The following is an 18,820-nucleotide window of genomic DNA, read 5'->3' as shown; positions in this document are numbered from 1 at the left end:
CCCGGCGGGACCAAGACATCCCGGGGGCCGTGCGGCACCCGTCATCCGCTCCCCGGAGCAGCCGTGGCGCCGGTCACCGCGACACCAGTTCGTCGGGCTCCGCCGACGCCTCCGGGTACCCGGGGGCCGCGGGCACCCCCGGCGCGCCCGGGCGGGCGGCCGGGAGGCCGTCGCCGCGCGCGCCCTCCCCGCCGCGCTGACGCGGGGCCCGCACCGCGCGGGCGGTGCGCCGCCCCTGCGCGGGGACTCCGCGCAGGACGCGCACGCCCTTGCCCAGCCCCCGTCCGAGGAACGCCCGGAGCATCGCCAGGAACGGCCCCAGGTCGTCGGCGGCGAACCAGGCTGCCTCCACCCGCCCCCGCTCCCCCGCCGCCACCACCCGCACGGGCCCGGGCCGCCGCACGGACCCGACGGCCACACCGGCACTACCCGCCGCCCCGCCCGCACCGGCACCCGACACCACACCTGCACCGGTCACCGCCCCCGAACCGGGGGCCACACCCACACCGGCACCCACACCAGCACCGGACACCACACCAGCACCGGCCCCCACCCCCGCACCGGACACCGCCCCGCCAGACCCGCCACCAGCCCCGCCCCCGGACCCCCCTCCGCCCAGCCGGCCCGGCAGCGCGCGCCCCCGTACCGCCGCCAGCAGGGCGTAGTTCTCCGCGACGAAGACCCGCCCGGGACCGCCCACCGGCTCCGGGACCCGTTGCCCCGTCAGGTCCAGGTACATCGCCTGGACCACGTCCAGCCCCGCGTCGTCCGCGAACAGCCGGAACTGGGCCCCCGGGCGCGGGTTGAAGTCGACCAGCCGGAAGGCGCCGCGCTCGTCACGGCGGAAGTCGAGGTCCAGGATCCCCTGGTAGCCCAGCCGTTCGGCCATCCGCAGCCCCGACTCCTCCACCGCCGGGTCCGCCAGCCACCGCCCGACCGCCGTGAGCCCGGCCCGCACCGGCCACGCCAGCTCCTTGCGGCCCGACCCGGCCAGCAGCGGCCGCCCGCCCCGCCCGAAGGCCCCGTGGAAGAACCAGTCGGTGTCGGGGCCCCCGGGCAGGAAGCGCTGGAGCAGCAGCCGGCTGCCGGCCTCGGCGGAGCGCTCGTACAGCTCCCGCGCCCCGGCGGCGCTGTCGACCAGCGTGGTGCTGCGCAGCCCGCTGCCCGCGGGCAGCAGCCAGGGCCGGCTCCACTTCGCGACCACCGGCAGCCCCAGCTCCCACACGGCCCGCGCCGCCTCGGTCCCGCTCCGCGGGATCACGGTCTCCGGGTGCGGGACGTCCCAGCGCGCGCACAGCCGCGCCAGCTCGGCCTTGTCGGCCACCCGGGCGGGCAGGTCGTCCGGCTGATGGGGGATCCGGAAACGATCCGTCAGCATCGGGGCCACGCGCGAGACGGCGATGGCGCTCAGGTCGTCCATCGCCACGAGCACCGCCGGCCGGCCGATCCGCTCCGACACCCCGACGAGGCACTCCAGCAGCGCCTCGGGCGCCTCCGGGTCCAGCCCCCCGGCGGGTCCGGGGTGCGTGGCGCGCAGGTACCGCGAGCGACCCACGGGACCTCCCCCGGCTTCGACGACGGCATGGACCTCCACGCCCTTGCGCCCCAGGGATCTGACGGCGCCGAGGGTTCCGTGGTGGAACGGGTTGCGATCGAGTCTGAGCAGAACTGCGGGCACATGGCCGTCGAACGCGTACATACAAACGGACTTTCACCTAGTCGGACCAAGCGGAAGGGATGCGCAGCTGCGAATGGCCTAGGCGGCGGCCACCGGACAGGCCGTTCGTCAGATGTGATGTCTAACGTCTGTGGCAAGCACACCGGTTCGGCAGAGCTCGGGAGACGACATGCCCAGACCACACCACCGCCTGGTGAGCACCTGCGTCGGTACGGTCACGGCGGGGCTGCTCGCCACCGGCGCAGCGCTCGCCGCCCCGGACGACGAACCGGGCAGGGGCTCCGGCACCGCCTTCGGCGCCTATCTCGACTACGGGCCGGCCGGGGTCGCCCGCATCCCCTACCTGTCGCGCTGGCTGGGCGGCCGGGAGATCCGGGTCGGGCACACGTACCTGCCCGGCGACTCCTGGGCCGGCATCGAGGGCCGGGTCCCGTTCCTGGAGGACTGGGCGCGCTGGCGACAAGCCAAGGACGACCGGATGTTCGTCCTGAACGTGCCGATGCAGGCGCGCAACGAGGCCCGGGTGCCCGACTGGCAGGTGGCCCAGCTGATCCGGGCCGGCGCGCAGGGCGAGTACGACCGGCACTTCCGGCAGCTGGCCGAGCGGCTGGTGGAGCTCGGCGTCCCGGACACGGTGATCGTGCTCGGCTGGGAGATGAACGGCACCACCTACACCCACCGCTGCGGACCCGACCCGGAGCACTGGAAGGCGTACTGGAACCGCGTCGTCAACACGATGCGCGACGTGCCCGGACAGCGGTTCAAGTTCGATTTCACCCCCAACCGGGGGACCGACGCGATCCCGTGGACCGCCTGCTACCCGGGCGACGACGTGGTCGACGTCATCGGCATGGATTCGTACGACCAGGGTCCCGGCCGGACCTTCGACGACCACATCAGCCAGCCGTACGGGCTCCAGCAGCACGTCGACTTCGCGAAAGCACACGGGAAGCCGATCTCGTTCCCGGAGTGGGGGCTGTTCCGCAACGGGGACAACCCGGAGTACGTGCGGCGGATGCTCCGCTGGATCGACGAGCACCACCCGCTCTACCACACCATCACCGACTACTGCCCGCACGGCGTCTGGCAGTGCAAGCAGAACCCGAGGTCCTCGCAGGCCTTCCGCGACGCGCTGGCCGACCAGGGCCCGATCGTGGTCCCGACCCCGGTGGTGCCGACCCCGGTGGTCCCGACCCCCGTCGTGCCCACGCCCGTGGTCCCGACGCCGGTGATCCCCACCCCGGTCGTGCCCACCCCGCAGATCCCGACCCCGCAGGTCCCCACCCCCCAGGTCCCGACCCCGCCCGTCCCCTCCCCCGACGTCACCGTCCCGGCCGTCCCGACCCCGCCCGTCCCCACGCCCGTGGCGCCGGAGCCCGAGGTGTCCGTCCCGCCCGTGGTCCCGCCGGTACCCACCCCGACCCCGACCCCGGTCGCCCCCGAACCCGATCCCGAGCAGAGCCGGCCCGCACGGCCGACCCCCCCGCCGTCCCAGCCCCCGAAGCCGCAGCCGAAGCCCCAGCCCAAGCCGCAGCCCCAGCAGCCCGTCAACGGCAAGCAGTGGTGCCTGCCGCTCGACTTCGGCGACTGGTTCTCCAAGCTGATGGGCAAGCAGTCGGTCTGCATCGACCTCGGCGGCTGGGGCGGGGACTCCGGGTTCTGGCCGTTCTAGCCGGGTCATCGCACCCGCAGTTCGTTCAGCCGCGCCCGCCAGTCCCGGGCGGCCGGCAGCTTCTCGCGCAGCGCCCCCACCGCCCGCTCGCGCCCCGTGACCTGCGACTCGTGCAGCCGCATCAGGGGCGCGAGCGCGTGCGTGGCCAGCAGGAGGCGCTGGTTGACGACCGTCTCCGGCCGCCAGTGGTTCTTGTACGGCTCGTTGCCGCGCAGGAAGCTCACCACCGGCCGGCCCTCCTCCAGCGCCCGCCCGGCCTCGTGGCGCAGCAGCAGCGTGGCCACGTCCACCTTCCGCTCGCGCAGGCCCGGGTCCGCCCCGTACAGGTAGCCGCCGCTGAGCGCGGCGGACATCAGGGTGACGTTGGCGGCCACCACCTTCCCGTCCAGCCGGAACTCCGTCAGCCGGCCCTCCCCGGCCCGCACCATGCGCCGGGTGGCCCGGGTCAGGTGCTCGGCGAAGCGGGGCCGCAGGTGCTCGGGGGTCACCCCGCGGCCGCGCCACTGCTTCTCGTGCAGCCGCAGCAGGGTGCGGACGGCCTGCGGCACCTCGTGTTCGGTGACCTCGTGCTCCTCGATCCCGGCGGCGTCCGTCTTGCGCAGCTTGGCGCGGACCCGCTGGGCGCCGGAGGCGGGCATCCGCTTGACGAGCTGGTCGAAGGGGAGCGCGGGCAGCTCCATGCAGGTGGAATCGGTCAGCCTGCTGGACACCCCGGGCCAGGCCTCCAGCACGGCCTCGGCGGCGGCCCCGGGCCGTACCTCGCGCAGGTCGACGACGGCGCTGCGGGCCGCCCGGTGCAGCCCCCGGGCCAGGGCGGGCACGACCTGGGCGGCGTGCTCCCGCGACACGAGCACGTCGAAGTAGTCGGTGATCGGCCCGCCCAGTGGCACCAGCCGCGGCAGCGGCCGGTGGACGAGCATCAGCGCGGCCGCGCCCACGAGGTCCTCGCCGCGCCGGACGAGCACGATCCGCAGCCGGCCGTCCTTCCCGTAGGAAAGCCACCACGAGTGCAGCCAGGCGTGGCTCTGGAACGGGGTGGCGGTGGGACACTCCCGGACGAGCCGGTTCCAGGACTCCTCCAGCGCCGCGAACTGCCGGGAGTCCCGGCACAGCGTCACCGTCAGGGCCCCGGCGGAGCCCCGCGTCATCGCACGGACTCCTTCTCCTTGGTCTCGGAGTGCTCGCCCTGGGCGGGCAGCGAGGCGTACTCCTCGACGGCCGGACGGGCCTCCTCCGCCTGAGCCCCGGACGTCTGCGTCGCGGACCCCTGCACCCCGGACCTGCGGCGGGCGGGCCGGGCCAGCAGCCACAGGCCTCCGAGCAGCCCGCCGGCGCACAGTCCGACGGCGGCGCTGATCGAGGCGGACGGGGAGGCGGGCTCGCTCGGCGCGACGGCCTGGCTGAACAGCAGCAGCTGCACGCCGGTGTTCTTGGCGGCCTGGTTGCTGGTGAGCGTGAGGGCGTCGGCGACGGCGTTGGCGATGTCGGCGGCCCCGGAGGCGCTGCGGGAGGTCCCGGTGATCGCGATCATCGGGGAGTCGGGGGAGGTCTCGACCATGACCTGCGTGCGCAGCCGGCTCGCGCTGACGCCCGCGCGGGGCTGGGCGTAGGCGAGGGTGGAGCTGCTGGTGGCGATGCGCCCGTAGGCCTGGGCGAAACCCTGGGCGGTGGCGGGCTCGGTGGTCTCGTTCGGTACGGCGACGACGTAGCCGGTGGCGGCGTACTCGGGTGCCCTGACCACCCCGTACACCCCGCCGGCGGCCAGCCCGAGCAGGGCGCAGGCGGGCAGGGGCCACCACGCGGGCAGCGGCGGCAGGCCGCGCTTCCTTCCGGAGCGGTGGTCGGACTTCTTCGGGTCGGCGCTGTCGGCCATGGGGGTGCTCGCTTCCTGGAGAAGGGGGGTACGTGGGTGGAGAGGAAGGGGGTTCAGTCCGGCAGCGCCAGGGCGAGCCCGTAGACGTCCAACAGCCGCTCGGCGCTCCGCGCGATGTCGTACCGGCGCACCACCGGCGGGGCCGGCAGCCGGCGCGCGCCCGCCTCCATGTGCCCCCGCAGCGCGGCGACCAGCTCCTCGGTGCCGGTGCCGATCCGCCGGGCTCCCGGCGCCTGGACGGCGGGGAGGTCGTCGATGGCGGGGCAGGTCACGTGCAGCACGGGCAGTCCGGCGGCGAGGGCCTCGACCACGGCGAGCCCGAACGCCTCCTCCCGCGACGGGGACACGAAGACGTCCATGGCGGCCAGCAGCGCGGGGATCCCGGGCGTGCGCCCGTCGGGGCCGTCGCCCAGCGGGTCCCGCTCCCCCAGCAGGTGGATGCGCGCCTGCGCCCCGAGGTCGGCGGCGAGGGTGCGCAGCGCGGCCCGCTCCGGGCCGTCCCCGGCCAGCAGCAGGTGCGCCCCCGGCAGGGCGGCGACGGCCCGGACGAGGACGTCGAACCGCTTGCCCGGCACCAGCCTTCCGACGCCGCCGACCACGAAGGCCCGTTCGGGCAGTCCGGTGCGGGCGCGGGTGGCGCGGCGGACGCCCTCGTCGAAGCGGAAGCGGGCGGCCTCGATGCCGTTCGGGACGACGTGGACCCGGGCGGCGGGCACCCCCCACCCCTCCAGGCGGGCCGCGACGGTGTCCGACACGGCGACCGTCGCCGCGCCGAGGCGTTCGCTGGCCAGGTACAGGGAGCGGACGCCGCGCGAGAGGGGCCGGCCCTCGATCTCGGCTTCGCCGAGGGAGTGTTCGGTGGCGACGGTGGCCCGGACGCCCGCGAGGCGGGCGGCGAGGCGCCCGTAGACGCAGGCCCGGTAGAGGTGGGTGTGGACGAGGTCGTAGCGGCCGCGCCGGATGAACCGGACGAGCTTCGGCAGGGCGCCCAGGTCGCGGTTGCCGCTCATGCCCAGGTGGACGACCCGGACCCCGTCGGCGCGCAGTCCGTCGGCGACCGGGCCCGGGTTGGTGAGGGTGAGGACGTCGCAGGGCATGGGCATGTGGCGCAGCAGCAGCCGCAGTTGCTGTTCGGCGCCGCCGACACCGAGTCCGGTGATGACGTGGAGGGCCTTCACCGCAGCACCGGCACCTTCCGCCGCAGCTCGCGCGCCTCGTGCCGCAGTTCCTTGATGCGCAGCCGGGCGGAGCCGTCGGCCTGGCTGACGTGGGTGCGGGGCAGGGCGTGGCGGCCGGCGAGGCGGCCGGGGGAGATCGCGCAGGCGTATCCGTATCCGGCGGCGCGGGTGGCGTCGACGACGCGGGCGTCGAGGTGGCCGTAGGGGTAGCAGAACCCTTCGGGGAGGGTGCCGGTGAGCTCGCGCAGGAGTTCGCGGCTGCCGCGCAGTTCCTGGCGGAGCACGTCGTCGGAGGTGGTGGTGAGGTCCTGGTGGAGGAGTCCGTGGGAGCCGATCTCCTGGCCGTCGGCGGCGACCTCGCGGATCTGTTCGGCGGTGAGGAGGGATTTGCGGGGGCCGAGCGGGTCCCAGACGTTGTCGACGCCGAGCCGTCCGGGGAGGACGAACAGGGTGGCGGTGCAGTCGTGGCGGCGCAGCAGGGGCAGGGCCCGGGTCAGGAAGTCGGTGTAGCCGTCGTCGAAGGTGAGGCCGACGAGCCCGTGGCCGCGTCCGGCGGCGCGGGCGCGCAGGAGTTCGCCGACGCCGACCCCGCGCAGCCGGCGGGAGCGCAGCCACAGCAGCTGGGCTTCGAGGGTGTCGGGGGTGACGGTGATCCCGTAGGGGTCCTCGGCGGGATCGGTGAACTCGGCGACGGAGTGGTACATCAGGACCCACGGGGAGGGGGTCCGGCGGGCGGCGGCCGCCACGGCGGCGGGCGCCGTGTCGGTGTCAGCGGGCATTGCGGAACCTCTGGGTGAGCTGGGTGATCTGGACGGCGGTCTGGGCGGCGAGCTGGGCGATCTGGCCGGGCAGGGCGGTGATCTCCATGGCCCTCATGGCCAGTCCGGTGGCCCCGAACATGGCCGGGACGAGCAGGCAGCCGAGGGCCGCGCTGAGGGCCGGGTCGGGGATCATCGGGCCGGCGAGCCAGCCGGTGGCGCAGGCGGCGGCGGCCGCGACGGCGAGGCGGCCGATGCTGATCGCGACGCGGCGGGCCTGGATGGCGATGATGCGGGAACCGATGCCGGTGAGCAGCAGGGCGGCGGTGGCGGTGATGCCGGCGGCGTTGGCGGCGGCGATGCCGTAGGTGCCCCACCAGCCGACGAAGAGGGCTCCGGCGGCGATGTTGACGAGCAGCCCGGCGCCCATCGCGAGCGCCGGGAACCAGGTGGGCCGGGCGGTCGAGAAGAAGGGCCGGGACAGGGCGCCGACGAGGCAGTGGCCGAGGAGGCCGAGGCCGTAGACGCGCATGACGGACGCGGTGGTGAGGGTGTCCTGGTGGGTGAAGGCGCCGCGTTCGAAGAGGACTTCGATGATCTGCGGGGCGTATCCGATGACCATGGCCGTGCCCAGGAGGACGGCGAGGGAGGCGAGCGCGAGGTCCTGTTCGACGCGCCGGCGGGCCTTCTCGCGTTCGCCGCCGGCCATGGCCTGGGCGACGACGGGGAAGGTGACGGTGCAGATCATCAGGGAGAGCACCATCGGCATCTGCGCGACCTTCTGCGCGTAGTTGAGGTGCGAGATGGCGCCGGGGGGCAGGGAGGCGGCGAGGAAGCGCTCGACGAGGACCTGGGACTGGCGGAAGACGGCGAAGGAGATGACGGGGGCGATCACGCCGAAGGCGATGAGGGTGGGCCGGTCGCGGTCGCGCTGGCTGCGGGGGGCGGCCTTGGCGCGGGGCGGTCCGAAGCCGACGTTGCGGATGAACGCGGGGAGCTGGACCAGGACCATCAGCAGTCCGCCGACGGCGACCCCGGCGGCGGCGGCGCGGACGCCCCACACGGCGTGGAGGGCGACCATCGTGCCGATGATGCCGACGTTGTAGGAGACGTAGATGGCGGCGGGCGGCAGGAAGGAGCGGTGGGCGCGCAGGGCGGCGCTGAAGTATCCGGCGAGGCCGAAGGTGAGGACGGTCAGGGCGGTCATCCGGGTGCACTGGACGGCCAGTTCCGGGTCGGGCAGGCCGGGTGCGAGGACGTCGACGACCAGGGGTGCGGCGAGGACGAGGACGGAGGCGACGGCGGCGAGGAAGACCATCAGGCGCGGCAGGGTGGCCCCGACGAGCAGGCGTACGGGGTCGGCCGCGCGGGCTTCCCTGCGGGTCAGCCCGGCCCGGCTGGCGGCGCGGCGGGCGAGGGCCTGGCTGAAGGCGGGGACCATGAGCAGGGCCATGGCGTCCTCGATCAGCAGGGTCGAGGCCATCTCGGGGACGGTCCAGGAGATGAGGAAGGCGTCGCTGTCGTGTCCGGCGCCGAAGAGGTGCGCGATGGTCTGGTCGCGGACGAGGCCGAAGAGGGCCCCGGCGGCGGTCAGTCCGGCGGTGACGGCGGCGGCCTTGGCGAGGAACCGGCCGAGCGGGGCGCCGGACCTGCCGCCGGGCTGGTCGGGCCCGCTGGGGGCCCGGTCCGCGGCGGCGCCCGTTCCCGCACGGCCGGCGGGAACGGCGGCGGGGCCCGCGGCCGCGGCGAGGTCGCTCGCCGGGGGCGCGGGCCGCCGCCAGGGGGTCGTGTCGGTCACCGGACGGCCGGCCCGTCGGCGGGCGGGCGGGCCGGGGCGGCGGTGGCCGCGGGAACGGGGGAGGGCAGGGCCCACCAGGCCGCGAGCCCGATGATCACACCGGTGAGGACGGTGGAGGGGCCGCCGATGTCCGCGTAGAGGAAGTCGGTCAGCTGCCAGGTGAACAGGCCGAGGGCGATCAGCCCGCAGTCGCGCATCCCGTCGCGGGCCCCGCCGGAACCGCCGGAGCCGCCGGAGCCGCCGGAACCGCCGGAGGCCACCGCGTACCGGCGCAGTCCCGCGACGAGCAGGGCGGCCCAGCCGCCCACCAGCGCGAGCAGTCCGACCAGCCCCTGTTCGCCGAGGACCAGCAGGTACATGTTGTGCGGGGAGAGCAGCGGCTGCTTCATGAAGGCCTGTCCGGCGCCCGCGGTGTCGCTGCCGGAGGACAGGCCCAGCGAGGAGTGTCCGTCGCGGTGCGCGGGGAAGCCCTTGAGTCCGACGCCGACGGCGGGGCGTTCACGCCACATCGACTCGGCGGCGGCCCACATCGTGTAGCGGTCGGTCACCGACTGGTCGGGGGCGCTGGAGACCCGCGTGATCGAGCCCAGCCGTTCGGCGACCATCTCGGAGCCCAGCCCGAGCCCGCCGACGAGCACCACCCCGAGGGCGGTGAGGGCCAGCAGCACCGCCAGGGCCCGCCGGATCCCGGCGAGGCACATCACGAGCAGGGCCGCGCCGACGGTGGCGATCCACGCGCCGCGGCTGAAGGACAGCACCAGCGGGACGACGAGCACCAGGGCGCAGCCGCCGGCGGCCCGCCGGACCGTGCGGGGCAGTCCCGGGGCGAGCCCGGCGGCGGTGGCGACGATCAGCCCGTAGGCGACGACGGTGGCCATGCCCATGACGTCGCCGGGGCCGAAGGTGCCCACGGCGCGGATGTCCTCGCCCTGGTAGGAGGCCCCGGTGTGGGTGGCGTACTGCACGACCCCCACCGCTCCCTGGACCAGCCCGAGCACCACGAAGCACCCGGCGGCCAGCCGGAACTCGCGGGCGTCGCGCACCAGCAGCACCACGGCGGCCGGGACCAGGACGAACACCTGGAGGTAGCGCACGAACCCGGGGAGGGCGGCGTACGGGTCGCCGGCGGTCATCGTGGAGACGGCGAGCCCGATCCCCGGGGTCCCGAGGACGAGCACGCCCAGCGGGTTCAGGGTCCGCACCCGCCCGCGCAGGGCCTGTACGGCGCAGACGAGGGCGAGCAGCAGGGAGGCGGCGTCGGCGGGGCCGACCTTCCCGGAGGCGGTGGCGTCCCCGGCCGGGAGCGGGGCGAGCAGGAGCAGGACGGTCGCGGCGAGCGGCAGCAGCGGCCAGTGCCGGCGCAGCGCGTCGGCCGCTGCGGACGCGACGGCCGGGCGTGCGGGGAGGCGGGCGGGGGCGGCGAGGCTCATGGCTCAGCTCCCGCCCAGCCGGAAGCGGAAGAAGGAGGCGGCGGTGCGGGCCAGGATCCACAGGTCCTGCCAGAGCGACCAGGTGTCGATGTAGTGGTTGTCGAAGCGGGCCCGGTCCTCGATGGACGTGTCGCCGCGCAGCCCGTTGATCTGGGCGAGCCCGGTGATGCCGACGGGCATCCGGTGGCGGGCCTCGTAGCCGGGGTGGACGGCGGCGAACTTGGCGACGAAGAAGGGGCGTTCGGGACGCGGACCGACCAGGCTCATGTCACCTCGCACCACGTTCCACAGCTGCGGGAGCTCGTCCAGCGAGGACTTGCGCAGGAAGGAGCCGACGGGGCTCATCCGGCGGTCGCCGGCGACGGTCCAGCGGGTGGCGGACTCGTGCTCGTCGGCGCGCAGGGTGCGGAACTTCAGCAGGGTGAAGGACCGTCCGTAGAGCCCGACCCGCTCCTGCCGGAAGATCACCCCGGGCCCGTCGGAGAGGCGTACGGCCAGGGCGCAGGCGCCCATGACGGGGGCGGCGGCGAGCAGGGCGAGGGCGGCGAGGGCGGAGTCGACGACCCGCTTGACGGACCGCTCCAGCGGCCGGGCGGGGCGCGGCAGCAGGGGCTGGACGGCGTGTCCCCACAGCTGGTCGGCGGGGTGGGCGACGCGCATGCCGGTGACCTTGGCGGTGCCGGCGGGGTCGGCGAGCCAGAGCCGGCAGCCGTGGTCGTGGAAGAGGCGGACCAGGGCGGCGGTGCGCTCGTCGGCCTCGGGCGGGCGGGTGAAGACGGCGCAGCGCACGGAGTTCTGGATGACGGCGCGCCGGACGTCCTCGTGGGTGACGAGTACGGGCAGCGGGCCGCCCTCCCCGTCGGCGGGCTCGGTGGTGTCGGCGATCCCGACGGGCCGCAGCCCGTACTCGGGGCGGCCGTGCAGGGCCGCGGCGACGGCGCCGGCGCCCTCCCCGGGGCCGACGACCAGGGTGGAGACGGGCCGGCGGACGGCGGAGCGGCGCCACGCCTGGTGGACGGCCCCGCGTCCGGCGCAGGCGAGGACGACGTGCAGGCAGACGGCGGTGAGCAGGGTGTTCCAGCCGAGGGCCCGCTCGGGCGCGGCGGCGGCGAGCACGGCGGCGGCCGCGCACCACAGGGCGGCGGCCCGGCCGGCGAGGGCGGGCAGTTCGAGGAGGGCGGAGGGCGCGAGGCGGGGCCCGTAGAGGCCGGCGCCCGCCTGGAGGGCGGCGTTGGCGGCGACGAGCAGGGCGGCGGCCGCCGCGGTGGCCTGGGGCGGGAGCGGGGGCCCGGGCAGGACGGCCACGGTGACGGCGACGGCCAGCGCGTCGGCGGCCCGCAGTGCGGCGGGGCCCCGGTCGCGGCGGACGCGGGCCGGGCGGACGGCGGGACGGGCCCGGTCGGCGCGGGGTCCGCGCGGCGGGTGGATGGCGGTCGCGGCGCGGCGGTTCGCCGCGGGCGGGGCGGCGGGCGCCGCGGCCGGTGCGGCGGCGGGTGACACGGCGGGGGGGACGGCCGGCGCCACGGAGGCGAAGGCGCTGCCGCCCGCGTGCCCCGTGCCGCTCTGCCCCCCGGTGTGCCGGGCGGGTGCGCTGTCCATCGTCATCGGCTGATGCGCTCCTGGTTCAAGGGCCGGGGCCTGCCCAGCAGTTCGTGGTACAGGCCGGTGACCGCGTCCGTGGTCCGCCGCACGTCGAACTCGGTCCGGGCGTGCTGATGGGCCTGCTCCCCGAGTTCGGTGAGCAGCCGCGGTTCGGCGAGCAGCCGTCCCAGGGCCTTGGCCAGCGCCGTCGGGTCCTCCGGAGGTACCAGGCAGAGCCGTCCGTGGCCGGACGGCAGGCTCTCCCGCGCACCACTGACGTCGGAGACCAGGACCGGTCGGCCACAGGCCATGGCTTCGAGGGGGGCGAGCGCCATGCCTTCCCACCGCGACGGCAGTACAACGAGATCGGCGGCCCGAAGCCACGGTCGGATGTCGGCGGCGGCCCCGGCGAAGTGGACTCCGGGGGGTGCGGCGCGGCGCAGCCGTTCGGCGTCGGGGCCGTCGCCGACCAGGGCGAGGCGGGCGCCGGGGACGGTCGCCGAGACCTCCGGCCAGGCCCGCAGCAGGACGTCCTGGCCCTTCTGGGGGCAGAGCCGGCCGACGCAGACGGCGAGCGGGCCGCCGCCCTGGAGGGCGGCGGGCAGCGGGAGCGCGGCGCGGGCCCCGGCGCGGTCGCGGGCGGGGTCCGTGTGGCCGGGGCGGAAGCGGGTGAGGTCGACGCCGTTGCGGATCACGGCCCAGCGGGCGGCGATGCCCTCGGACTCGCCGGCCCGGCGTTCGGCCTCGCTGACGCAGAGCACCCGGTCGGCCCAGCGGGCGCCGGCCCGTTCCCAGCGCAGCGCGAGGGCGGCGGTGGTGCCGCCGACGGCGTCGAAGGACCAGGCGTGGGGCTGGAACACCGTGGGCAGGGAGCCCCGTACGGCCATCCGCCCGGCCAGTCCGGCCTTGGCGCTGTGGGTGTGCAGCAGGTCGGGGCGGACGCGGCGGATCAGCCGGGCGGCGCCGAGGACCTCGGCGGGCAGCCCGGGTCCGGGGGAGCGTCCGGCGCGCCAGACGCGCACCTCGGCGCCGGCGGCGCGGGCCCCGTCGGCGAGGACGCCGCCGTCCGGGCAGGCGACGACGACGCGCAGCCCGGCGGCGCACTGGGCCGCGGCGAGGTCGGTGACGACCCGTGCGACGCCGCCCTCGACGGGCTGGACGAGGTGCAGGACGGTGAAGGACCGCGCGGCCGGGGAGCCGGCCGGCGTGGGGTGTTTCGGCACGTGGAGCGGTCTCCTGCGCTCAGCGGCGCGCGTCTGTCTGAACGAAGAGCACACCGAGGAATTGACCCTGACTTTCGCCCGTGAACTTGAAGTTCAGGCTGCGGGCGCCACCGGACAGGGCGGGACTCAGGTCGAACACGTCCGCGTCATATCCGAGATTATTAATATTTTCAGGCTGTCGCACGAATGCGGAATGTCCGAATTCCGTGATCGTGGAATTCATGACGTCGTTGAAGGGGTTCTCAGCGTCGCTGACGCTGATCCGGCGCCCGCTGTCGGCCGTCACCGTGAGCGAGTCCCCCAGGACCCCGCGGTCCCCGTCGTACGCGACCACCCCGGCCTTGCCCGCCGCCCCCGGCGGCGCGTCCAGGCCCGCGACCTCCACCGTGTCGGCGGCACCCCGGCCGGCCCCCGCGGCCAGCGACTCGAAGCCGTCCCACAGCGCGACCCGGCGCAGCGGCTCCTGCGGGTGCTCGTAGGCGACCACCAGCGTCCAGCCGCCCCAGGCGCCCGTCTCCGAGTGCCCCATGGCGACGTTGAGCTGGGCCACGGTCCACATCCCCGCCCCGCCCTCGCGCACCAGCGGGGTGACGTCGGCGGAGGCCTGGTAGGCGTCGCTGCCCGCGTCGCTGCGGTGCCCGATCACCGTGTCGGCGATCACCGGCTTGTACGCGCCCCCGGGCTCGGCGACCAGCACGCGGCCGTTGTCCTCCGGCGGCTTCTGCTCCCCCACCCGCAGGTTCCCGCCCCAGTAGAGCCGGGCGTACGCCACCTTCGCGCCGTGCGGGACCTTGAGCTCGGCCCGGGTGGAGTTGTAGGTGTCGGGGTCCTTGTCGACCTCGTCGTAGAACATCTCGAAGTCGCCGTTGGTCCCGGCCGCGCCCTTCTTGACCTCCGCGCACGGTTCGGCCTGCGGGGACTCCTCGCGCCGGCAGCTGATCGCCGAGTTCGAGGCCCGGACGAGCCCCCCGTGCAGCTCCGCCTGGTAACGCTGGGTGAAGGGGATACGGGGCATTTCGCGCGCCGCGGCGGGAACCGCGGCCCCCGCCGAGGGGGCCTGGACGGAAAGCGTGAGGCAGGACAGCAGGCCGAGTGCGCCGAGGATTCTGCGGGAGGAACCCATGACCCTGTCTCCATTTTCGATCAGGGGGACAAAACAGGAGTGAACTTTGTCAGAAATCGGGCTGGAAATCACGTCGGACTCGCTCGTACGGCCTTTCGGGCGATAACACGCACCCTGCCGGTGGGCGCGTCGTTATGCGGGTGCATCGTTGTTCGAGGTTCGAACCGAAAGGAATACGGAGATGAAGAAGAGGCTGATGCGCGGCACGACGGTGGCACTCGCGGGCGCCGCCCTGCTGATGGGCGGCGCGGGCCTCGCCTCCGCGCACGGCGGCGACGGCGCGGCGGCCGAGGGCCTGGCCGCGGGTTCCCCCGGCGTGCTGAGCGGCAACCTCGTCCAGGTGCCCGTCGACGTCCCGGTCAACGTCTGCGGCGTCACCGCGCAGCTGGTCGGCCTGCTGAACCCCGCCTTCGGCAACCACTGCGTGAACGCCTGACCGTCAACCGCGCCGCCCGAAACGGCGGCATCCGGGTGAAGCGACGCAACCCGAACCGGAGCCCGGCCGTTGAGCCGGGTGCTCCAGTACCGGGCAATCCTGCAAAAAAGGGACGATAATGATCAAGAAGCTTGTAGCCGGCGCAGCGGTTGCCGCCTCCACCGTCGGCCTCGGCGCCGCCATGGCCCCGCAGGCGATGGCCATCGGCAACGACAACGGCATCAACACCGTGAACGGCAACAACTCCGCGCAGATCTACGGCAACCAGGCCACCTACGGCAACATGAGCCCGCAGATGGCGCTGATCCAGGGCTCCTTCAACAAGCCCTGCATCGCCCTGCCGGCCAAGGTCAACGCCCAGTCGATCCTGGCCCTGGTCAACGTCGGCGTCCAGGACATCCCGGTCCTGTCCAGCCCGCAGAACCAGCAGTGCACCGAGAACTCCACCCAGGCCAAGGGCGACGAGGCCCTCTCGCACATCCTGGACAACATCCCGGTCCTCTCCGGCAACGCCTCCGCCGGCAGCTGACCGAGGCCGCACCGCGCGAGGCCGTCGCACCCACCGGGTCGCGGCGGCCTCGCCGCGTATCCGGTGTGGGAATTCCACTCCCTCGATAAATCGGACAGAATTCTCCGAACACACCGCCGGATCATCCGAGTGAATTCTCCGACACCCCTCGGAAATACCGGGATTCTGCGGTTTCTTTTCTCCGCCCCACTCGTTCTTGTGTATGCAGCGGACAGACCTCTGCGGGAAGGATCGAATTCAGATGAAGTACAAGAAGGCAGTGGTGATGGCCACCGGCGTCCTCGTCGCCGCCGGTGCCGCCTCCCCCGCCATGGCCGACTCGGCCGCCGAGGGCAAGGCCGTCGGCTCCCCGGGCGTCCTCTCCGGGAACCTCGTCCAGGTCCCCGTGCACATCCCCGTGAACGTCTGCGGCAACACCGCCCAGCTGGTCGGCCTGCTGAACCCCGCGTTCGGCAACACCTGCGTCAACAACTGACGAAGCGCCTGGCCCGCGAGGGCCAACCTCCTCGGGTGGCCTCGGAGTGCACGGCGGTGCACTCCGAGGCCCTCTTCGATTCAGGACCGGCCCCCGCGCCGGTAGACAGGGAAGGACCCATGCGACAGGTACTGAGCCGACAGGTACTGGGCAAGGGGGTGCTCACGGCTGCGGCCGCCTCGAGTCTGCTGTCGATCGCGACCGGCGCGGCCTACGCGCATCCCGGGGCGATGGCCGAGGCCGCGCATTCGCCGGGCGTGCTGTCCGGCAACAGCGTCTCGGTACCGATCACCTTTTCGCCGAACGTGTGCGGCAACAGCGTGGACGCGGGCGCGGCGCTCAACCCCTCCATGGGGAACACCTGCGTCACCTCGACCGGCTCCGACGCCGGCCACCACGACTACGAGCGCTACCTCAGCCCCGAGAACGCCGAGGCCTTCGAGCGCTACCTGGAGGAGCGCCAGGGCGGCGGCCGGCACGCGCTGCCCGCGCAGCGGGAGGACGAGGGCGGCTACGGGGAGCGCGGCGACGAGGCACCCCGCACGCACGCCCCCCGGCACGCGGCCCCCCGCCCCGAGCAGGCGCGCCCCGAGACCCCCCGGCACGCGGCGCCCCGCCCCGAGGAGGTCCGCCACGAGGCCCCCCGGCAGCAGGCGCCCCGCCACGAGGACGCCTACGGCGGCTCCGGCGAGGACGACCGGGGTCCGCGCGGCGGGAAGGAGGAGTGCGACGACCACCCGCCCGCCCCCCACGCGGAGCACCCGGCCCCGCACCCGGCGCCCCCCGCGCCCAAGCCGCAGCCCAGGCCGGCCCCCCGGCCCGCGCCCGCCCCCGCACCGCCCGCGGCGGAGCACCCCGCCCCGCTCCCGGCCCCGCTCCCGGCCCCGCTCCCCGCTCCGGCCCCGGCGCCCGCGCCCGCGCCGCAGGCCCCCGTACCGCCGCAGGAGCACGCCGAGACGCTCCCGGCCCCGGTCGAGGAGCAGCCTCACACCCTCCCGGCCCCCGTCCCGCAGCCCGCACCGGCGCCCGGGGCCCAGCCCGCCCCCGCGCCGCCCGCGCAGGAGCTCCCGGCGCCCCGGCCGCCGCACGGCAGCCAGCCGGAGCGGCCCGTACCGGCGCCCGTCCCCGTACCGGACGTCGTCCGCCCGGCCGACCAGCCTCCGGCCGCCCCGGCCGGCGACCTCCCGGTGCACCTGCCCCCCGCGCCCGCTCCCGCTCCGGCGCCCGTCCCGGCCGCCGCGCCTCCCGTGACGCTCCCCGCGCCCGCGCCCGCGCCGGCCCACGCCGGGCCGCAGCTGGCGGCCACCGGCGCCGGTGAGCTGGGGGCCATGGCGGCCCTCGCCTCGGCCCTGGTCCTCGGCGGCGCGATTCTCTACCGGAGGTCGAGCGCCACCTGACGGGAATACCGGTAATCGGAAGAAATATCGGCCGGAGAATCCGCCCTCGGATTCTCCGGCCGCTGCCGTGCGCCCGCGCGCCCGGCGTTTCCGGAGCGGCCGGGAATCGTTACCCAGGACGAAAGCGGCGAGCCGGTCGCCGCTGACGCCTCGGTCCACGAAAAAGAAGAGGATTTCACCAATGAAGCTCTCCCAGGTCGCCGCCGTAGTCGTCGGCTCGGTCGCCGCCCTCGGCGCCACGGCCCCCGCCTTCGCGGCCGACGCCCCCGCGATGCCCCCCATGAGCGCGACGGGCGGGCTGACCGAGGTGCTGGACTCCGTGAACCCCGTCTCCGAGGCGCTCCCCCAGACGGCGGGCAACGCGCTGGCCGAGCAGGGCGACACCGTCGGCAAGGTGGTCCACACCGCGCAGGGCGTCAACAAGATCCGCAACGACGTCCCGGGCACGGCCCTCGGCCTGGCGAACGGGGCGACCAAGGCCTCGCCGCTGCTCGGCGGAGTGAACCTCAACGGCGGCAAGTGACGGCGCCCGGGGGCGCCTGAGACGGCCCCCGACACGACCGTGGGCGCCACCGGCGAGGCCGGTGGCGCCCACGGTCACGTGGTGCCGACTGGACGGACGTCAGTCGTTGACGCAGACGTTGCCGAACGCCGGGTTCAGGGCGCCGATGACGTTCACGGAGTTGCCGCAGACGTTGACCGGGACGTGGACCGGGACCTGGGCCAGGTTGCCCGAGAGGACACCCGGGGAGCCCACGGCCGCGCCCTCGGCCTGGCTGTCGGCGGAAGCGGCGCCGGCGGCACCGGCCACAGCGAGACCAGCGGAGGCCAGGGCCACGGCGGCCTTCTTGGCAGCAGAGTTCATGGGGAGTGCACCTTCTCGTTCGATGTCCTGCCCCGGTCCCGGGGCTCACACCGAGCGAAACGGTCCACCATCCCAGACGGACACGGCCGACGGCCAGATCTGACCTGTTCAGCCCAATAGTCGTAACCATCCTGCCCGTTGGGGTCCGCCGTGGCCGCTTTCTAGTTGCTGACGGGGATGTCGGGGATGTCGAGGTCGGGGAGGCTCGGGACGGCGGGAGCCGCACCGGCCACCGGCGGGACCGCGGGCACCGCCGGGACGGCGGGGACGGCGGGGACGGCCGGGGCCGCCGGGACACCGGGGACGGCGACCGGGAGGTCCGGCAGCTTGGGAACGGTGACCGGCAGGTCCGGCAGTTTGATCTCGGGGAGCTTCGGCACCTCGATCGGTGGGAGCTTGATCCCGCCGAGCAGGCCCGTGAGCGAGCCCAGGAGGTCGCCCAGGATCTTGGTGAGGCTCCCGAGCAGGTCGTCGATCGGGCCGGCCGCGACCCGCTCCGAGGACTCCGCCGCCGCCTCCAGCCGTTCGATCTGCTGCTGCACGGCCGCCGCCTTCCTCTCGACGGCGGCGGCGCCCTGGCCGTCCGCGGCGCCCGCGGGGGCGGCCGCGCCGGACAGTATGACGACGGCGAGGGCCGACGGGACGAGGACGCGGAGGCGGGACGCCTTGGTGGAGTGCATGAGGAATCCTTCGAGGTGGTCGCGCATAAGCGGACTCGGGTAGTCCACTTACTCACCCACCGTGCGAACACCCTCCACGGAGCGCAACAGGATCTTGAGCGCCCCCGGGCACCCCTGGGGCTGC

Annotated in this window: 18 protein-coding genes; 6 read left to right on the top strand and 12 right to left on the bottom strand. The window is 75.0% G+C overall.

Annotated elements, in window-relative coordinates:
• Positions 1–73 precede the first annotated feature (73 nt).
• Positions 74–1,555: an ATP-grasp domain-containing protein gene (locus AB0O29_RS04200; protein ID WP_365145762.1), complete on the bottom strand. Its 1,482-nt coding sequence runs from the start codon at positions 1,553–1,555 to the stop codon at positions 74–76.
• A gap of 292 nt (positions 1,556–1,847) precedes the next feature.
• On the opposite strand from AB0O29_RS04200, the gene AB0O29_RS04195 reads away from it, so the two are divergent.
• On the top strand, positions 1,848–3,350 hold the full coding sequence (locus AB0O29_RS04195; protein WP_365145759.1) for a glycosyl hydrolase: 1,503 nt from the start codon (positions 1,848–1,850) through the stop codon (positions 3,348–3,350).
• A 5-nt stretch (positions 3,351–3,355) separates the two neighbouring features.
• Here AB0O29_RS04195 and AB0O29_RS04190 read toward each other — a convergent pair whose 3' ends face one another.
• The 9 genes from AB0O29_RS04190 to AB0O29_RS04150 are packed head-to-tail and all read right to left on the bottom strand — an operon-like array spanning position 3,356 to position 14,386.
• A complete protein-coding gene (locus AB0O29_RS04190) occupies positions 3,356–4,498 on the bottom strand; it encodes a GNAT family N-acetyltransferase (RefSeq protein ID WP_365145756.1) in 1,143 nt (380 codons plus the stop codon).
• Positions 4,495–5,223: a lipopolysaccharide biosynthesis protein gene (locus AB0O29_RS04185; protein ID WP_365145753.1), complete on the bottom strand. Its 729-nt coding sequence runs from the start codon at positions 5,221–5,223 to the stop codon at positions 4,495–4,497. The genes AB0O29_RS04190 and AB0O29_RS04185 overlap by 4 nt, the downstream gene beginning before the upstream one ends.
• Before the next feature lie 53 nt (positions 5,224–5,276).
• Positions 5,277–6,401, bottom strand: coding sequence for a glycosyltransferase (locus AB0O29_RS04180; RefSeq protein ID WP_365145750.1), 1,125 nt, complete (start codon positions 6,399–6,401; stop codon positions 5,277–5,279).
• Positions 6,398–7,180: a polysaccharide deacetylase family protein gene (locus tag AB0O29_RS04175; RefSeq protein WP_365145747.1), complete on the bottom strand. Its 783-nt coding sequence runs from the start codon at positions 7,178–7,180 to the stop codon at positions 6,398–6,400. Before AB0O29_RS04175 ends, AB0O29_RS04180 begins: the two co-directional genes overlap by 4 nt.
• Positions 7,170–8,957 carry a lipid II flippase MurJ gene (locus AB0O29_RS04170; protein WP_365145744.1) on the bottom strand — a complete coding sequence of 596 codons (1,788 nt, stop codon included), beginning with the start codon at positions 8,955–8,957 and terminating at the stop codon, positions 7,170–7,172. Before AB0O29_RS04170 ends, AB0O29_RS04175 begins: the two co-directional genes overlap by 11 nt.
• Positions 8,954–10,387 carry an O-antigen ligase family protein gene (locus tag AB0O29_RS04165; protein ID WP_365145741.1) on the bottom strand — a complete coding sequence of 478 codons (1,434 nt, stop codon included), beginning with the start codon at positions 10,385–10,387 and terminating at the stop codon, positions 8,954–8,956. The genes AB0O29_RS04170 and AB0O29_RS04165 overlap by 4 nt, the downstream gene beginning before the upstream one ends.
• A gap of 3 nt (positions 10,388–10,390) precedes the next feature.
• Positions 10,391–11,986, bottom strand: a complete 1,596-nt coding sequence (locus AB0O29_RS04160) for an exopolysaccharide biosynthesis polyprenyl glycosylphosphotransferase (RefSeq protein ID WP_365145810.1) — start codon at positions 11,984–11,986, stop codon at positions 10,391–10,393.
• A gap of 2 nt (positions 11,987–11,988) precedes the next feature.
• Positions 11,989–13,191: a glycosyltransferase family 4 protein gene (locus AB0O29_RS04155; RefSeq protein ID WP_365145738.1), complete on the bottom strand. Its 1,203-nt coding sequence runs from the start codon at positions 13,189–13,191 to the stop codon at positions 11,989–11,991.
• A 19-nt stretch (positions 13,192–13,210) separates the two neighbouring features.
• Positions 13,211–14,386 (bottom strand): DUF3344 domain-containing protein, encoded by a 1,176-nt coding sequence (locus AB0O29_RS04150; protein ID WP_365145736.1) that lies wholly within the window; start codon positions 14,384–14,386, stop codon positions 13,211–13,213.
• 109 nt (positions 14,387–14,495) lie between these two features.
• Between AB0O29_RS04150 and AB0O29_RS04145 the strand changes: the two genes are divergently transcribed.
• From AB0O29_RS04145 to AB0O29_RS04125, 5 genes are all read left to right on the top strand, one after another.
• Positions 14,496–14,750 (top strand): chaplin, encoded by a 255-nt coding sequence (locus tag AB0O29_RS04145; protein WP_365145733.1) that lies wholly within the window; start codon positions 14,496–14,498, stop codon positions 14,748–14,750.
• A 118-nt stretch (positions 14,751–14,868) separates the two neighbouring features.
• On the top strand, positions 14,869–15,279 hold the full coding sequence (locus AB0O29_RS04140) for a rodlin (protein WP_365145730.1): 411 nt from the start codon (positions 14,869–14,871) through the stop codon (positions 15,277–15,279).
• A gap of 241 nt (positions 15,280–15,520) precedes the next feature.
• Complete coding sequence (locus AB0O29_RS04135; protein WP_365145727.1) at positions 15,521–15,754, top strand: chaplin; 234 nt, start codon at positions 15,521–15,523, stop codon at positions 15,752–15,754.
• 119 nt (positions 15,755–15,873) lie between these two features.
• Positions 15,874–17,151 (top strand): chaplin, encoded by a 1,278-nt coding sequence (locus AB0O29_RS04130; RefSeq protein WP_365145724.1) that lies wholly within the window; start codon positions 15,874–15,876, stop codon positions 17,149–17,151.
• Between the two features lie 181 nt (positions 17,152–17,332).
• Positions 17,333–17,674 carry a hypothetical protein gene (locus tag AB0O29_RS04125; protein ID WP_365145721.1) on the top strand — a complete coding sequence of 114 codons (342 nt, stop codon included), beginning with the start codon at positions 17,333–17,335 and terminating at the stop codon, positions 17,672–17,674.
• A gap of 99 nt (positions 17,675–17,773) precedes the next feature.
• Here AB0O29_RS04125 and AB0O29_RS04120 read toward each other — a convergent pair whose 3' ends face one another.
• Together AB0O29_RS04120 and AB0O29_RS04115 are read right to left on the bottom strand one after the other, a co-directional pair.
• Positions 17,774–18,016: a chaplin gene (locus tag AB0O29_RS04120; protein ID WP_365145718.1), complete on the bottom strand. Its 243-nt coding sequence runs from the start codon at positions 18,014–18,016 to the stop codon at positions 17,774–17,776.
• A gap of 161 nt (positions 18,017–18,177) precedes the next feature.
• Positions 18,178–18,696, bottom strand: a complete 519-nt coding sequence (locus AB0O29_RS04115) for a hypothetical protein (RefSeq protein WP_365145715.1) — start codon at positions 18,694–18,696, stop codon at positions 18,178–18,180.
• Positions 18,697–18,820 lie beyond the last annotated feature (124 nt).

Source organism: Streptomyces sp. NPDC089915 (assembly GCF_040684675.1).
In the GTDB taxonomy this organism is placed as follows: domain Bacteria; phylum Actinomycetota; class Actinomycetes; order Streptomycetales; family Streptomycetaceae; genus Streptomyces.
This window is presented reverse-complemented; position numbering and strand designations above follow the sequence as displayed.

Bases quoted from the DNA above. Each gene is read 5' to 3' on its own strand.
- AB0O29_RS04135 (WP_365145727.1), top strand. From the start codon at position 15,521: ATGAAGTACAAGAAGGCAGTGGTGATGGCCACCGGCGTCCTCGTCGCC.
- AB0O29_RS04190 (WP_365145756.1), bottom strand. From the start codon at position 4,498: ATGACGCGGGGCTCCGCCGGGGCCCTGACGGTGACGCTGTGCCGGGAC.
- AB0O29_RS04140 (WP_365145730.1), top strand. From the start codon at position 14,869: ATGATCAAGAAGCTTGTAGCCGGCGCAGCGGTTGCCGCCTCCACCGTC.
- AB0O29_RS04130 (WP_365145724.1), top strand. From the start codon at position 15,874: ATGCGACAGGTACTGAGCCGACAGGTACTGGGCAAGGGGGTGCTCACG.
- AB0O29_RS04195 (WP_365145759.1), top strand. From the start codon at position 1,848: ATGCCCAGACCACACCACCGCCTGGTGAGCACCTGCGTCGGTACGGTC.
- AB0O29_RS04115 (WP_365145715.1), bottom strand. From the start codon at position 18,696: ATGCACTCCACCAAGGCGTCCCGCCTCCGCGTCCTCGTCCCGTCGGCC.
- AB0O29_RS04165 (WP_365145741.1), bottom strand. From the start codon at position 10,387: ATGAGCCTCGCCGCCCCCGCCCGCCTCCCCGCACGCCCGGCCGTCGCG.
- AB0O29_RS04125 (WP_365145721.1), top strand. From the start codon at position 17,333: ATGAAGCTCTCCCAGGTCGCCGCCGTAGTCGTCGGCTCGGTCGCCGCC.
- AB0O29_RS04175 (WP_365145747.1), bottom strand. From the start codon at position 7,180: ATGCCCGCTGACACCGACACGGCGCCCGCCGCCGTGGCGGCCGCCGCC.
- AB0O29_RS04120 (WP_365145718.1), bottom strand. From the start codon at position 18,016: ATGAACTCTGCTGCCAAGAAGGCCGCCGTGGCCCTGGCCTCCGCTGGT.
- AB0O29_RS04145 (WP_365145733.1), top strand. From the start codon at position 14,496: ATGAAGAAGAGGCTGATGCGCGGCACGACGGTGGCACTCGCGGGCGCC.
- AB0O29_RS04185 (WP_365145753.1), bottom strand. From the start codon at position 5,223: ATGGCCGACAGCGCCGACCCGAAGAAGTCCGACCACCGCTCCGGAAGG.
- AB0O29_RS04160 (WP_365145810.1), bottom strand. From the start codon at position 11,986: ATGGACAGCGCACCCGCCCGGCACACCGGGGGGCAGAGCGGCACGGGG.